Raw genomic sequence first — 13,962 nt, forward strand, 5'->3', positions numbered from 1 at the left:
TGCCTCTGCAGAGTTATAATCTTGTATTCCATTTAGGATAGCCGTATTTCCGAATCAACTTTTTCCACACACGGCGTTCACGCCAGCGGTTAAACTTGGTACTCCAACCATCAGACTCTACCAATTGTTTCACAAGAATACTGCGAACCCCAGCACGGTGTGCAGCTCGAATATCTGTCATTAATTGGTCACCAACCATAATGACATGGTCCGGTCGTTCGTTAAGTTTAACTAAGGCTTTATTTATTCCCCAAGCAAAAGGTTTCATCGCACGCGAAACAAAATCAACATCAAACTTAGCTACCGCACGTTTGACACGGTCATGTTTATTATTTGAGACAACAATAACCTTTATACCATTTGTACGCATTGTTTGTAGCCATTGATGCAATTCGGGTGTTCCATCGGGATTATTCCAAGCAATAAGTGTATTATCTAAGTCCACCATAATTCCTCGAATATCTCGCTTTTTTAAGTTTTCCACATCCAAGTTATACACAGCTTCTAGAAGATAGTCTGGTTTATAATTCACAAGTTTCATAAAAACATTATACCAAATACAGCAGCATTTACCTAATTGATAAACAAAAAAACTGTCTAACGACAGCTTTTTTATTTAAATTTATCGAAAAATCCTTTTTTCTGTTCTGATACATTTTGTCCGCTAGCTTTTGCAAACTCACGCAAAGCATCACGTTGAGCATCATTCAATTTTTCTGGTGTTACAATATTAATCACAACGTGTTGATCACCTTGACCACTACCACGTAATTTAGGTGCACCTTTACCTTTAAGTCGGAAATTAGTACCTGTTTGCGTACCAGCAGGAATCTTCAACTTCACATTACCGTGAACAGTTGGAACTTCAATCTCATCCCCTAAGGCTGCCTGAACAAAGTTCAATGGCATCTTGTAATAAATTTCGCTACCATCACGTTCAAACTTATCACTTGCAGCAACTTGGAAACGGACATAGAGATCACCGTAAGGGCCACCATTTGTCCCAGCATCACCTTGACCTTGGAGGCGCATTTGTTGACCTGATTCCACACCAGCCGGTACTTTTACCTTAACTGTGTGTGCCAATTTTTCGTGACCTGTACCGTGACATGTTGGACAAGGAGATTTGATTTCCTTACCTGTACCATGACAAACATCACAGACGACATTTGTTGACATACGCCCTAATGGAGTGTCGCGAATAACTTGTGTTTGTCCTCGTCCATGACATTTATGACATGTTTCAGCATGAGTACCTGGTTTGGCACCTGAACCTGCACAAGTGTGACAAAGCTCTTCGCGATGGTATTTGATTTCTTTCTCAACACCAAAAATAGCTTCTTCAAATGTCAAATTGATACGATATTGTAGGTCATCTCCTTGACGTGGTGCATTTGGATCAGCTTGGCCACCGCCTCCACCAAAGAAGCTTGAGAAAATATCCTCAAAACCGCCAAAGCCGCCTGCACTTTGGAAACCGTCAAAGCCAGAGAAACCACCTTGACCTCCGCCAAAACCACCATTAGCACCTGCAGCACCATATTGATCGTAGCTGGCACGTTTTTGTTCATCACTTAAAGTTTCATAAGCTTCTTGAACCTCTTTGTACTTGTCTTCTGCACCCGGGTCTTTATTAATATCTGGGTGATACTTTTTAGACATCTTTCGATAAGCTTTTTTAATTTCGTCTTGGCTGGCATTTTTATCCACACCTAGGCGTTCGTAAAATTCTGTGTTATTCATATGATTTAAACCTTCTTGACATGGAATTTTTAGAGATTTACTTGGTTTTTCAACCACTTACTCTCTAAAAGTAGACTATATTCACTTCTACCATAATCTATTTTAGCATTTTTTATGACTTTTGGCAAAAAAATTAGCACTCTTATATAAAGAGTGCTAAATCCTAGAGATAAAAAATACAAACCGTAGTTTGTATTTAAATTTTATTTAATTATGGTCGAATGAAACTTACACCAGCTGTTGAACATTCACGTGTTGTTCCCCAACCGCCGTTGAAGTTTCCTTCAATAACTGTCATTTTTGAACCAGATACAGAAAGAACAACTGCAACGTGTCCTACGCCGCCTGCGCCTTGATTACCTGGAGGGAATACAGCAATTGTACCTGCTGCAGGTCCACTGTTTGCATAAGCCACCCAGTCACCAGCATTTCCCATGTATGTTGGCATGTTACCACCAAAGTAGTCCCAAACAAATGCAGTACATTGACCAGCTGGATAAGGGTTAGTACCACTGTGTCCTGGGTCTGGATCTGGATCTGGTGTTGGTATCGGAGTTGGATCTGGTGTTGGCGTTGGTTTAGAAGAATTACCATTGCCACCTGTATTATTTCCAGTAGATGGTGTAGACGAATTGCTATTGTCAGCAGTATTATTAGCAGCTGGAGCTGGATTAGAAGCTGCAGGTGCTGCAGCTACAGCTTTTTCTTGTTGAGCTACTACAGACTTCGCTGCTGCTGCTTTTTCTGCTGCTGCTGCTTTTTCTGCTGCTTTTTCTGCTGCTGCTTTTTGGCTCAATAAATCTTGTTTTTTGCCTTCTGCAGTAGTTACTGTAGCTTGGTAGTCTAACTGAGCAACTTTGAGAGCAGCTTCTTGTGTCGCCAACTCATTAGCTTGTGCGTCTAACTCTTGTTGAAGTTTTGTTGCTTCAGCATATTTCTTTTGGTTATCAGCTAACTTCGTTTGAATAGCTTTTTGGTCAGCTTGTTGTTGCTCAATCATTGACTTGTTAGCGCCAGCAACAGTTGCCATTGCTGTCATTTTTTGAATCGCATCTGTTAAAGATTTTGAGTCTAGTACAGCAGACATATAGTTTGTTGCTGAACCATCAGTTTGTGCACTACGTGCTTGAGCTTCAAGGGCAGTATTGCGCTCCTTGATACTCTCACTCAACTTTTGAATCTGTTGTGATTGTTCCTTTTGTTGAGCCATCAACTCATTAACTTTTTTAGTCATTGATGTTTGCTTTGATTTTAAAGTGCTTACTTGTGATTGAATTGAATCAACTTGTGATTGCGCTTTAGCAGCTTCATTCTTTGCATTAGCGATTTTTGAATCTTGTTGTGCAATTTTTGAATCTGTTGAATCAGCCTTTACGGCAGCAAAAGGTGCGCCAGCCGTAAGCACGACTGTCGAGAGCATCAATGCTGTAATAAGTTTTTTCTTCATAAAATTTTAAATTTGCCTCCCTAGGTAGTTCGGTGAATATAGTATATTGTATCATGTGCCTTCACCTGTTTTGTAACAAATCAATTACAGTTACATTTAAGTTTGTTTCTGTCGGTTTCTGTTTTTTATCAATGCACAAAAAAACAAGCAATATTTCATTACTTGTTTTGAGTTATTTCTTATGGGCGGATGAAACTTACACCTGCAGCTGAAACTTCACGAGTTGTGCGGATACCGAGGCCTCCACCATTAGGACCTGAGAAGTTTGTTTCTGAGACAGTAAGTTTATCACCATTTACAGCTGTGACCACAGCAACGTGACCTACGCCACCTGCGCCTTGGTTACCTGGAGGGAATACCGCAATTGTACCAACTGCTGGTCCACTATTTGCGTAAACTACCCAGTCACCGGCGTTACCAGCGTAAGTAGGAATACTTCCACCGAAGTATTCCCAAACACCCCAAGTACATTGTCCCCAAGGGTAAGGATTGCTCAAGCTTGTTCCTGGAGTACTTGATGAACCTGAACCACCAGATACATTATTATTGTTAGTATTATTTGAACCAGTATCAGTAGTTGTAGTTGAGTTTGAACCAGTATTCGTAGTTGTTGTGTTGTTGTTTGATGCTGGTTTGCTTTCTTCTACAGCTGGCGTTGATGCTGCTGGTGCAGAAGCCGCTGGAGTAGTCTCAACAGGTGCTGTAACAACAGGTACTGTTTCTGTATTTACTGTACTTGCATCTGATTTATTTTCGCTCTTAGATGCTGCAGCTTGTTCTGTTTGTGCTTTTTGAGCAGCTTGAGCAGCTTGTTCAGCTTTAGCTTGTTGAGCTTCCACTTCTGCAGCTTTTTTAGCTGCAGCTTCTTGGGCAGCTACTGCAGCTGCTTTTTGATCAATCAAACTTTGTTTTTTACTCTCAGAGTTAGCAATTGTTGTTTGATAATTTAACTGAGCAACTTTGAGGGCGGCTTCTTGGCTTGCCAACTCGTTACTTTGTGTTTCTAACTCTTGTTGAAGTTTTGTAGCTTTAGCGTATTTTGCTTCATTATCTTTCAACTTAGCTTGAATAGCTTTTTCATCTTCTTGTTGCTTTTCAAGCATGGCTTTGTTAGCACCAGAAACGGTTGCCATCGCTGTCATTTTTTGAATTGCATCAGTCAAAGATTTTGAATCCAAGATAGTAGACATATAGTCTGTCGCTGAACCGCTTGTTTGAGCGCTACGTGCTTGTGCTTCAAGAGCTGTGTTACGTTCTTTGATGTCTTTGTGCAAACGAGCAATCTCTGCTGATTGTTCTTTTTGCTCCTTCATCAATTTATTTACTTCATTTGCTGTTGAAGTTTTTTTAGATTGTAAGCTATTTACTTGTGATTGAATCGCATCTACTTTTGCTTGCGCTTCAGCAGAAGAACTTTTAGCAGCGCTGATTGCTGCATCTTGCTTTGCGATTTGATCGTCTGTGCTGTCCGCTTTTACCGCTCCAAGGCTTGCACCCGAAGATAAAATGACTGTCGACAACATCAATGCTGTGATAAGTTTCTTTTTCATAGTTTTCTTTTCTTCCCGTTTTCTATAATTTATAAATATAACGCCAAGATAGTCCCAAGTATAACACTCTTTTATAACTTAATCAAGTCAATTTAATTTCTTTAAGAATACTTTTTTTACCCTTTGATTACAAAAAGATGTTCACCGAAGGCGATACATCTTTTCTAAAGGCCATTGCAGCAGTATTGCAAAGGCAATATTTAGGGCTAACGTTGGTGCAAGTTGCCTAACGATAAATGAGACAAAATTGACATTGACAACACCGACTAAGTTAACAATAAGCGTACTTAAAACTTGAAAAGCAAAAACAATGATAATCACTGTAAATAAACGTGTCCAACGATTGGTAAAGACAACCGTTTGGATTTGATAAACGAAAAGAGCAATAAGAGGTAAAATCAAACTTGCAATACCAAAAATTCCCAAAAAGTAGCTGTCATAGATAATTCCCAAAAGAACACCTACGATAAGAACATAGCTATGACGGTGCTGTGTCACAGTATATACCATAAAAATGAGCAACAAGTGGCTTACAGGCATAATACTTCCACCAGACAAAGCCGTAAAGAAATGCGTCAGCTGCCCATCAAGCAAGAGTAGGAAAAAAAGAAATAAGGGACTAAAAAACTGGAAGCTAAAACGACTCATATTTAGTTGCCTCCAATCATGCCTTGAATCACAAAGACAAACCGGATATCATACAAATTGCTGGCAGGTTTCACATATACTTTACGGTTCAAGCCTTGATCTGTTTCTTTAACATCAATTACGGTTCCAAGCAAGAGACCACGCGGCGAATCACCTCCAAGACCGCTAGTAACAACTTGGCTTCCCTTTTCGATATTACCTTCCCCTACTAAAGAAGTGACAACATAAGCATTCTGATCATCATCATAACTCGCAAGAAGTCCATTTACTGGATCACTCGGGCTACCAAGGCGAACGGGGATTTTAGCGTCAATACCTTTATCGGAGCTCAACAAGGAAACTTTAGAGGAATTTTCGTTTACCTGACTTACACGCCCAATAACACCCCCATTAGCCATGACGAGTTGACGGTTTTTGATGCCTTGTTTACTGCCGCTATCAATTACGAGCGTATCTGCCCAACTGGCCGGATTACGGGTAATCACATTTGCAGAAATACTCTTATAGTCTGTTAATGTTTCTTGAAGCTTCAATGCTTCTTTTAATTCTTTATTTTCAACTTCTAGACTTTCTTGGTTATTTTTTGAACTACTTAAGTCTGCCACCTGCGTTTTTAGGGACTGATTTTGCTTGTATGTATCAAAAAGATTGCCCACTTGATTGGCTTTGTCTTGAACAAAGCGGATCGGTGCACCAATGATTCTGTCTATGGTTCCTGTACCATCATTAATAATTTGTGTCATCGTTGATGGATTTTTATTATTTTTAAAATTATCAGCCGAGATGAAGATTGCTGTAAATGCTGAAATAACAATAATTAAGGCGATAATAATCATTTTACTAAGATTGAATTTTTTCACTGTTCATATTTCCCTTCGCAAGAGCTTTGTTTAGCCTCTTTATTTTATCAAAATTGTCAACTTTTTGATAGAATATAATTAAATTTTCTTCTATAAAATTATATCGGAGGTCCGTAAATATGACACAACAAGAAATTCCAGTCTTCGGTGAAAAAATTGCCGGAGTTGATTACCAATACCGCTATGGAGTGTATGGTATTGTTTCACGTGAAAACAAGAGCCAAATCTGTCTTGTGCAAGCACCAAACGGAGCCTTTTTTCTCCCTGGTGGAGAAATTGAAGCAGATGAAAACCATGCTCGCGCCTTAGAAAGAGAACTTCTGGAAGAGTTAGGTGCGACTGCGACTTTAGGACGTTATTTCGGACAGGCCGACGAATATTTTTATAGCTCACATCGGGATAAATATTTTTGCAATCCTGCTTATATCTACGAGACTTTGGAAGTTCATTTTGATCAGGCTCCTCTTGAGGATTTCAATAAAATTTTCTGGTTTGACGTTCCGACTGCTTTGGTTAAACTCAAGCGCGGTTCTCATAAGTGGGGCGTAGAACAATGGCTTAAGAACAAATAAAAAGAAGGAGCACACTCCTTCTTTTTATTTTTCTATAAGTTTAACTCCGCCTTGTCCTGCAACAATAACTTTTTTGACCATGTTATTAAACAAACCATGTTCGACAACTCCCACTGTTAAATCAAGCTCTTCAGCCAGCTTTTCTGGCTCAGTAATCTTCTCAATATGCAAATCAATAATATAATGTTGCATATCAGTGATGAGCTTGTCTTGGGCATTCATCCGCCATGTTGGTGCATAACCAGCCGCTGCAAATTTTCGGAACAACTGCTCTGATCCGTAAGGGATAACTTCGACAGGAACTTTAAAACTGCCAAGATTTTCTGAAAGTTTACTTTCATCAACAATCCAAATATAATCTTTAGAATATGTTGCAACGATTTTTTCCATCAGCAAGGCCGCACCACCACCTTTAATACCATTAAGGTCAGTATCAATTTCATCTGCACCGTCTACTGTCAAATCAACATAATCCACTTCATCAATTGATTTTAAAGGGATATTAAGACTTGCAGCTTGCTGACTGGTTACATTTGACGTCGTTACTCCAACAATATCTAAACCTTCTTCTTTAACACGGCGCCCCAATTTTTCCACAAAGAAAGCTGCCGTTGAACCTGTTCCCAATCCAACAATCATACCAGACTTCACGTACTCAGCTGCTTTTATACCTACTTGTTTTTTTAAATTTTCCATTTGTAAAATCCCTTCAAATACTCTTCTCAATCATTATAACAAAAAAGCGAAAATAACTCGCTTTTTATTTGAATATCTAAGTTTTTCTTAAACCTTTCAAAGCCACTACATTAGCTACATAAAATACAAGAGCAAGCATTCCTAAAATAAACAGGTTGTTTCCAATTTGAGAGAAACCTTCGCCTTGTTTCACTACTTTTTGAAGTGCATCAACGCCATAATACAGAGGCATAAGATGTGCAATCCAGCGTAAGGGCGCTGCCATTGTGTCGACATTAATAATACCTGAAAAAAGGAATTGTGGTACGACAGCTATCGGAACAAACTGAATAAATTGAAATTCAGTTTTCGCAAGGGCAGACAACAAAAGTCCAATCAACAGCGCAATCAGAGCAATCAATAAATTAATCAACAAGACTAATATAAAGTTCCCCAAAATCTGCATTTGTAAAACATAACGTGTCCAAAGTACAATTAAGCTTGTTTGAAGTAGTGCGAGGAAACCGTAGGCTAAAGTATAACCTGCCACAATTTCAGTACGTCTTACAGGTGTAACCAGCATTCGCATAAGTGTACCACTGCTTCGTTCATTAACAAGTGAAATGCCTGATATTAAAAAGACAAAGAAGAAAACGAAGAAACTTACCAGCAGTGGCGCTAGATTATCAAACATACTCAGGGAACTGTCACCATAAAGATAATGACTTTTTATATTCAGAGCTAGTGTTTCTAACGAGTCTTGCGGCACTTTTTCTGCAGAACTTTTTGCTTGGTTTTCTCGCATACTCGCTGGGATCTTTTGAGCAATTTGTCCAATCATCTGAGTAAGTGCCTGTGTTTTTGACGTATCTCTATTTGCATAAGTTACTTCTATTTCATTTCCTACCAGCTGTATCAGAGCATCTAAATTGTGAGTATTTACTATTTCTCGAGTGTTTAACGTTTCTCCTATTTCAATCACTTTTAGTTTTTCGTTCTGCTTGAGAACTTGTGCTAAAACAGGTTGGTTTTCTTGTAGACCTACACGATATTTTATATCCGAAGGAACTTGAAGAAGAAAATATAAAAGACTGATAATGCCAAGGGGAGCAAAGAAAAGTAAAGCCAAGCTTCGTTTATCTCTCAACCTTTGTAGCAGTATACGTTTAAAAATCGCTTTAATTCTCATCATAATCACCTGCTTGAATAAAGGCCTCTTCCACAGTAGTAACATGAAACTGGGATTTAAGGGCTTCAGGACTACCTTGGGCCACAAAGTGCCCGTCTCTTAATAAAACAACTCGATCACACCGCTCTGCCTCTTCCATTACGTGTGTCGTCAATAGAATAGCTTTGCCCATCTCTGCTTGTCGCTTAAGCTCTGTCCATATTTCCTGTCGAAGTTCTGGATCAATACCAACTGTGGGCTCATCTAGGCATAAGAGAGGAGCACCCGTCTGGAGAGCAATTGCTAAAGATAAGCGACGCTTCATTCCGCCAGAATATTTCGAAACAGCCTTGGACAAAGCTGATGTTAACCCAACGGTTTGAGCAGCTTTGAGCAGCTCCTCTTCACTTATTTTTCCTTGCAAGGCTCCAAAAAATTCCATATTTTGTTTCCCTGTAAGTTCTGTAAACAAGGCATCCGACTGTGCCATATAGCCAATTTTGCACAACACTTTGCGGTTAGGAATCGAGATATCAAGTAGTTTGATTTCTCCACTATTAGGAGCAACAATCCCGAGTAATGCATTCATAAAAGTTGACTTTCCCGAACCTGAAGGACCGATGAGTCCAACAATTTCTCCTGCAAAGAGACTTAAAGATAGTTTTTTTAAAATCTCTTCTTTTTCAAATTGGACACTTAGATTTTTTACAGAAACTATTTCTTCCATAGCTACTCCTTGAGTTTTAAAATTTCCTCTTCTGTGAGCGGACGGTATGCTCCCTTAGTTAATTCCGGATCCAATCTTAAACTTCCCATACGTAACCGTTTGAGATAAGTTACCTTCATCCCTACAGCTTCAAACATTCGTTTGACCTGATGAAATTTACCTTCATGAACAATCAGGCGGATTTCACTTTTATTCTCCTCTGATTTCTCAATAAAAAGTTGACCTGGTTTGACGTTTTCTCCAGATTTCAAGGTCAAACCTGCTGCAAATTCTCGAACAGTCTCTTGTGTAACCTGGCCTTGGATTTGAGCAAAGTATTCTTTTTCTACATGTTTTTTAGGGCTCAGAAGATTATGGCTCAGTGGCCCATCATTTGTTAGCAACAGAAGGCCTTCTGTATCTTTATCTAAGCGCCCTACAGGGAAAAGATCTTCGCGAAAATCTTTTCCCTGTAATAATTCGACAACTGTTTTGTCCTTATTATCCTTCGTTGCCGAAACAACACCAGCGGGTTTATTAAGGAGGTAATAATAAAATTCTTGATAACCTATGGGTTGCCCATCATAATTTATAGAATCTTTATCTGGCTCAACATGTAGTTTGCCGTCTTTCACTTTCTGATCATTCACTGTCACTTTTCCTGTCTTGAGAATCACCTTAACTTCTTTACGTGATCCCAGCCCGGCTTCCGCCAAATATTTATCCAATCTCATACTCTTATTTTACTAGAATTTTGCTTAATATGGATAAGATAAACCTTTAAGAAAGAGTTGACGAATCTTTATTTTTATGACGACTTGTTATATAATAAGGCATACTGAAATTAGTAATTAGGATAAAAATATGATAACAAAAGAATTTGATACTATAGCAGCCATCTCCACACCTTTAGGTGAAGGAGCAATTGCTATCGTCCGATTGTCTGGTAGCGATGCTGTCTCAATCGCTAAAAAGGTCTTTCAAGGGAAAGATCTCGATAAAGTTGCTTCACACACCATCAACTATGGTCATATCTTTGACGAGGACCGTCTCGTTGATGAAGTTATGCTCTCTGTAATGAAAGCTCCAAAAACCTTTACGCGTGAAGATCTTGTGGAAATTAACACACACGGCGGAATTGCTGTCACCCAAGAAATTTTGCAACTCCTGCTGCGCTCTGGCGCTCGCCTCGCTGAACCAGGTGAATTTACTAAACGTGCATTTTTAAATGGACGTATTGACTTGGCGCAAGCCGAATCCGTAATGGATTTGATTCGTGCTAAAACAGATCAGGCAGCCAATATTGCTGTAAAACAGCTCGATGGAAGCCTCTCTAACTTGATTAACAACATTCGTCAAGAAATTTTAGAATCGCTCGCGCAAGTGGAAGTCAATATTGATTATCCCGAATATGATGACGTTGAAACGATGACAAGTCAAATGCTTCTGGAAAAAACAGCCCATTTTGAGCAACTTCTGGAAACACTTCTTGCCACAGCTAAACGCGGTAAGATTCTGCGTGAAGGTTTGAGAACAGCAATTATTGGCCGGCCAAATGTTGGTAAATCAAGTTTGCTCAATCAACTTTTACGTGAGGAAAAAGCCATTGTTACCGACATAGCCGGAACAACACGTGATGTTATCACAGAGTTTGCCAATATTGGTGGTGTGCCCCTTGAGTTAATTGATACTGCTGGTATACGAGAAACTGAGGATATCGTCGAAAAGATCGGTGTTGAGCGTAGTCAAAAAGCCTTAGAAGAAGCCGACTTGGTCTTACTTGTGCTTGATGCTTCGTCACCTTTAACTCCCAAAGATCTGGAATTGTTGGAACTTTCTTCTTCGACAAACCGTATCGTCTTGCTAAATAAGACCGATCTACCAGAAAAAATTGAGCTCGAAAAACTCCCTAAATACTTTATCAGAATTTCTGCCTTAAAAAATGAAAATCTTGATGCCGTCGAAAAACAAATACGCGCGCTATTTTTCTCTGGGGAAATTGAAGCAAAAGATGCAACGACTCTCTCCAATGCGCGTCATATCGGCCTAGTCGAACAAGCTTTAGATGCTTTGAAGGAAGCAAATAGAGGTTTGGCAATGGGACTTCCTGTGGACCTCATCCAAGTAGATATCACACGTTGTTGGCAATTGCTTGGTGAAATAACTGGAGAAGCTGCACCGGATGAACTGATTACTCAGCTTTTCAGTCAGTTCTGCTTAGGAAAATAAAAAAACATAAGTAGGAGATATTCTACTTATGTTTTTTTATTCACTGCCAGCCCATGAATAAGGCCAGAAGAATCGATGCTGATCCGATAAATGAAAGGAAACACAAGGCAAAGCCAAAGGTGAAGATACTTGTGCCATCTCCTTCATAGGATCTTCTTGTGCGCTTTCCTTTATAGGCAAACATACTGCTTAAGGAAAGGAGAGTGAAAATAAGCTGCAAGGAAAGAAACCGCCATTCGGCAGAAAAGTTTAGCAAAGAGAGTCCACCACCTAGAAATGCTAAGAGAAGTCCCATTTTATCATCCTTTCTTGAATTCATAATTGAAACGTTAATCAAAACCACCGTCAACATCCAAGTCTGCAAGCATCATCTGATATTCTGGACGGTCAGGTGTTTTAAAAATTTCCTGCGCTTCTTGACGTGCCACTTCTAAAATATTGTAGTCATTCACTATATCAGCTGCTAGAAATTCTGGTAACCCTGATTGACGTACGCCAAATATTTCTCCGGAGCCGCGCATCTTCAGGTCTTCTTCAGCTAAACGGAAACCATTCTGCGTTTGACACATTATCTTCATCCGGTTTTTACCTGATTCTGTCTTGGGATTGGCAACGAGAATCGTATAGGACTTCTTACTCCCCCGTCCTACACGGCCCCTTAACTGATGCAACTGAGAGAGACCAAAACGATCCGCATCCATAATCACCATAATCGTTGCATTTGGCACATCCACACCAACTTCAATAACCGTTGTGGAAACCAGAACCGACAAATCCCCTGCTTTAAAGGTCTGCATGATCTGGTCTTTTTCTTCATTTTTCATTTTCCCGTGCAGTAAACCTATGCCTGTTTCTTCGCCAAAGTATTGGTTTAGTTCTTCATAAAGAGCTACAGCATTCTTTAAATCTAAAGCTTCTGATTCTTCAATAAGTGGTGAAATAAAATAGACTTGTGCCTGCTGCTCCAGTTCTTCTTTTATCCATTTCAAGACCTCTGGAAGTTGCTCGTGTTTTACCCATCTGGTCGTAATCGGTTGCCGCCCTTTAGGTAATTCGTCGATAATGGAGACATCCATATCACCAAAAGCTGTGATCGCCAAGGTCCGAGGAATTGGTGTCGCAGTCATCATAAGTACATCAGGATTTTGACCCTTTTCGCGTAAGACTTTCCGTTGGTTAACCCCAAAGCGATGTTGTTCATCGGTAATGACCAGCCCCAAATCATAAAAATCAACCCCTTCCTGAATTAAAGCGTACGTTCCCACAACCATTTGCGTCTGACCATTTGCTAAACTTTCTAGTATCGCTCTTCGCTCCGCAACTTTTAATCCCGAAACAAGAAGACTAATTTTTAGTTCAGGAAAAAGATTTTGTAAGTTAGCAAAATGTTGTCGCGCTAAAATTTCAGTCGGAACCATTATAGCAGCTTGAAGTCCAGATAAAACTGCTGCATACATTGCTAAACTAGCAACAACTGTTTTACCTGAACCGACATCACCTTGTAAAAGACGGTTCATATGGTAAGCTGAAGACATATCTGCTAAAATTTTGTCTAAGGATTTTTGTTGGGCTCCTGTCAGTTCAAAAGGAAGATTTTTAATTTTTTCTTCCATCAACCGCTGGTCAAAAATAACCCTTCGTCCAAAGCGTTGTGCTTTCTCTTTATGTTTCAAAGCCTGCAACTTCAGTTGAAAGTAAAAGAGTTCTTCAAACTTCACGCGCCTTAAAGCTTGCTTGTGCATCTCCATATCATCTGGAAAATGCATGGCACGTACCGCTTCCTGCCGGGGCATCAATCGGTACTTTTTCAATAAATAGTCTGGCAGATTCTCGTTTAATTCCGATAAAAGCCCACTCTCAAAAGCCATTTGAATTGTTTTCACCAAGCTGGATTGCTTCATCCCTGCGGTAAGATGATACACGGGGGAAAAGCCATCTTCTGCTTGTGTTAATATTTTCATGCCCAGCAGTTGCTGCTTTTTTTGTTCCCATTTGCCATAAACCGCAACCTCTTTTCCAACCTCAATCTTATCCGCTAAATAGGGCTGATTAAAAAAGCTCACAGCAACTACAGCTTCCCCTTGTTTGAGTTTAAAAGTAAGTCTATTGCGTTTAAATCCATAATACTGGACATTAGCGGGTGTTACCACTTCACCAATCACCGTTGCTTTTTCTCCATCTACTAACTCAAAAATGGAGCGTCCAGCAAAATCTTCATAACGGAAAGGAAAATAAAGCAATAAATCCTGTATTGTGGAAATGCCAAGCTTTTGATAATTTTCAAAAGATTTAGGTCCAACACCTTTCAGGTATTGTATACTGTCTGTTAGTTTCATAAGTTCATTATAGCAGAAAAGCTGTTTT

Annotated in this window: 14 protein-coding genes; 2 read left to right on the forward strand and 12 right to left on the reverse strand. The window is 39.6% G+C overall.

The genetic code is table 11. From position 1 onward, the window contains the following. Positions 1–13: 13 nt before the first annotated feature. The 6 genes from P3G65_RS10875 to mreC form a co-directional block, all read right to left on the reverse strand. A complete protein-coding gene (locus P3G65_RS10875) occupies positions 14–541 on the reverse strand; it encodes a YqeG family HAD IIIA-type phosphatase (protein WP_019291480.1) in 528 nt (175 codons plus the stop codon). Positions 542–612: 71 nt separating this feature from the next. Continuing rightward, positions 613–1,743 carry a molecular chaperone DnaJ gene (gene dnaJ, locus P3G65_RS10880; protein WP_029343495.1) on the reverse strand — a complete coding sequence of 377 codons (1,131 nt, stop codon included), beginning with the start codon at positions 1,741–1,743 and terminating at the stop codon, positions 613–615. A 211-nt stretch (positions 1,744–1,954) separates the two neighbouring features. Continuing rightward, positions 1,955–3,190 (reverse strand): CHAP domain-containing protein, encoded by a 1,236-nt coding sequence (locus P3G65_RS10885; protein WP_019291478.1) that lies wholly within the window; start codon positions 3,188–3,190, stop codon positions 1,955–1,957. Between the two features lie 179 nt (positions 3,191–3,369). Next, the gene (locus P3G65_RS10890) at positions 3,370–4,740 is read right to left on the reverse strand and encodes a CHAP domain-containing protein (protein ID WP_019291477.1); all 1,371 of its coding nucleotides are present in this window, start codon (positions 4,738–4,740) and stop codon (positions 3,370–3,372) included. A 141-nt stretch (positions 4,741–4,881) separates the two neighbouring features. Beyond that, a complete protein-coding gene (gene mreD / locus P3G65_RS10895) occupies positions 4,882–5,388 on the reverse strand; it encodes a rod shape-determining protein MreD (protein WP_019291476.1) in 507 nt (168 codons plus the stop codon). 2 nt (positions 5,389–5,390) lie between these two features. Beyond that, positions 5,391–6,248, reverse strand: coding sequence for a rod shape-determining protein MreC (gene mreC, locus P3G65_RS10900; RefSeq protein WP_019291475.1), 858 nt, complete (start codon positions 6,246–6,248; stop codon positions 5,391–5,393). Between the two features lie 119 nt (positions 6,249–6,367). On the opposite strand from mreC, the gene P3G65_RS10905 reads away from it, so the two are divergent. Continuing rightward, positions 6,368–6,820: an NUDIX domain-containing protein gene (locus P3G65_RS10905; RefSeq protein ID WP_019291474.1), complete on the forward strand. Its 453-nt coding sequence runs from the start codon at positions 6,368–6,370 to the stop codon at positions 6,818–6,820. Between the two features lie 24 nt (positions 6,821–6,844). Here the strand turns inward: P3G65_RS10905 and rpiA are convergent, their stop codons facing one another. The 4 genes from rpiA to P3G65_RS10925 all read right to left on the reverse strand — a co-directional run bounded on the left by rpiA (position 6,845) and on the right by P3G65_RS10925 (position 10,103). Beyond that, the gene (rpiA, locus tag P3G65_RS10910) at positions 6,845–7,516 is read right to left on the reverse strand and encodes a ribose-5-phosphate isomerase RpiA (protein ID WP_195917768.1); all 672 of its coding nucleotides are present in this window, start codon (positions 7,514–7,516) and stop codon (positions 6,845–6,847) included. A 76-nt stretch (positions 7,517–7,592) separates the two neighbouring features. Next, positions 7,593–8,684, reverse strand: a complete 1,092-nt coding sequence (locus P3G65_RS10915; RefSeq protein ID WP_029346083.1) for an ABC transporter permease — start codon at positions 8,682–8,684, stop codon at positions 7,593–7,595. After that, positions 8,674–9,390, reverse strand: coding sequence for an ABC transporter ATP-binding protein (locus P3G65_RS10920; RefSeq protein ID WP_019291471.1), 717 nt, complete (start codon positions 9,388–9,390; stop codon positions 8,674–8,676). Before P3G65_RS10920 ends, P3G65_RS10915 begins: the two co-directional genes overlap by 11 nt. Positions 9,391–9,392: 2 nt before the next feature. After that, complete coding sequence (locus tag P3G65_RS10925) at positions 9,393–10,103, reverse strand: pseudouridine synthase (protein ID WP_019291470.1); 711 nt, start codon at positions 10,101–10,103, stop codon at positions 9,393–9,395. Positions 10,104–10,233: 130 nt separating this feature from the next. On the opposite strand from P3G65_RS10925, the gene mnmE reads away from it, so the two are divergent. Further along, positions 10,234–11,598, forward strand: a complete 1,365-nt coding sequence (mnmE, locus tag P3G65_RS10930) for a tRNA uridine-5-carboxymethylaminomethyl(34) synthesis GTPase MnmE (protein ID WP_019291469.1) — start codon at positions 10,234–10,236, stop codon at positions 11,596–11,598. A 40-nt stretch (positions 11,599–11,638) separates the two neighbouring features. Here the strand turns inward: mnmE and P3G65_RS10935 are convergent, their stop codons facing one another. Together P3G65_RS10935 and recG are read right to left on the reverse strand one after the other, a co-directional pair. Further along, complete coding sequence (locus P3G65_RS10935; RefSeq protein WP_019335734.1) at positions 11,639–11,893, reverse strand: hypothetical protein; 255 nt, start codon at positions 11,891–11,893, stop codon at positions 11,639–11,641. A gap of 34 nt (positions 11,894–11,927) precedes the next feature. Then, complete coding sequence (gene recG / locus P3G65_RS10940) at positions 11,928–13,934, reverse strand: ATP-dependent DNA helicase RecG (RefSeq protein WP_284071202.1); 2,007 nt, start codon at positions 13,932–13,934, stop codon at positions 11,928–11,930. Between the last annotated feature and the right edge of the window lie 28 nt (positions 13,935–13,962).

It is taken from the genome of Lactococcus sp. bn62 (assembly GCF_029492705.2).
Taxonomy (GTDB): Bacteria; Bacillota; Bacilli; order Lactobacillales; family Streptococcaceae; genus Lactococcus; species Lactococcus petauri.

What these genes read in the sequence shown, in the direction of transcription:
- P3G65_RS10875 (WP_019291480.1), bottom strand. Translation starts at nt 541, where the DNA reads ATGAAACTTGTGAATTATAAACCAGACTATCTTCTAGAAGCTGTGTAT.
- P3G65_RS10890 (WP_019291477.1), bottom strand. Translation starts at nt 4,740, where the DNA reads ATGAAAAAGAAACTTATCACAGCATTGATGTTGTCGACAGTCATTTTA.
- P3G65_RS10925 (WP_019291470.1), bottom strand. Translation starts at nt 10,103, where the DNA reads ATGAGATTGGATAAATATTTGGCGGAAGCCGGGCTGGGATCACGTAAA.
- mnmE (WP_019291469.1), top strand. Translation starts at nt 10,234, where the DNA reads ATGATAACAAAAGAATTTGATACTATAGCAGCCATCTCCACACCTTTA.
- dnaJ (WP_029343495.1), bottom strand. Translation starts at nt 1,743, where the DNA reads ATGAATAACACAGAATTTTACGAACGCCTAGGTGTGGATAAAAATGCC.
- P3G65_RS10935 (WP_019335734.1), bottom strand. Translation starts at nt 11,893, where the DNA reads ATGGGACTTCTCTTAGCATTTCTAGGTGGTGGACTCTCTTTGCTAAAC.
- rpiA (WP_195917768.1), bottom strand. Translation starts at nt 7,516, where the DNA reads ATGGAAAATTTAAAAAAACAAGTAGGTATAAAAGCAGCTGAGTACGTG.
- recG (WP_284071202.1), bottom strand. Translation starts at nt 13,934, where the DNA reads ATGAAACTAACAGACAGTATACAATACCTGAAAGGTGTTGGACCTAAA.
- P3G65_RS10905 (WP_019291474.1), top strand. Translation starts at nt 6,368, where the DNA reads ATGACACAACAAGAAATTCCAGTCTTCGGTGAAAAAATTGCCGGAGTT.
- P3G65_RS10920 (WP_019291471.1), bottom strand. Translation starts at nt 9,390, where the DNA reads ATGGAAGAAATAGTTTCTGTAAAAAATCTAAGTGTCCAATTTGAAAAA.
- P3G65_RS10915 (WP_029346083.1), bottom strand. Translation starts at nt 8,684, where the DNA reads ATGAGAATTAAAGCGATTTTTAAACGTATACTGCTACAAAGGTTGAGA.
- P3G65_RS10885 (WP_019291478.1), bottom strand. Translation starts at nt 3,190, where the DNA reads ATGAAGAAAAAACTTATTACAGCATTGATGCTCTCGACAGTCGTGCTT.
- mreD (WP_019291476.1), bottom strand. Translation starts at nt 5,388, where the DNA reads ATGAGTCGTTTTAGCTTCCAGTTTTTTAGTCCCTTATTTCTTTTTTTC.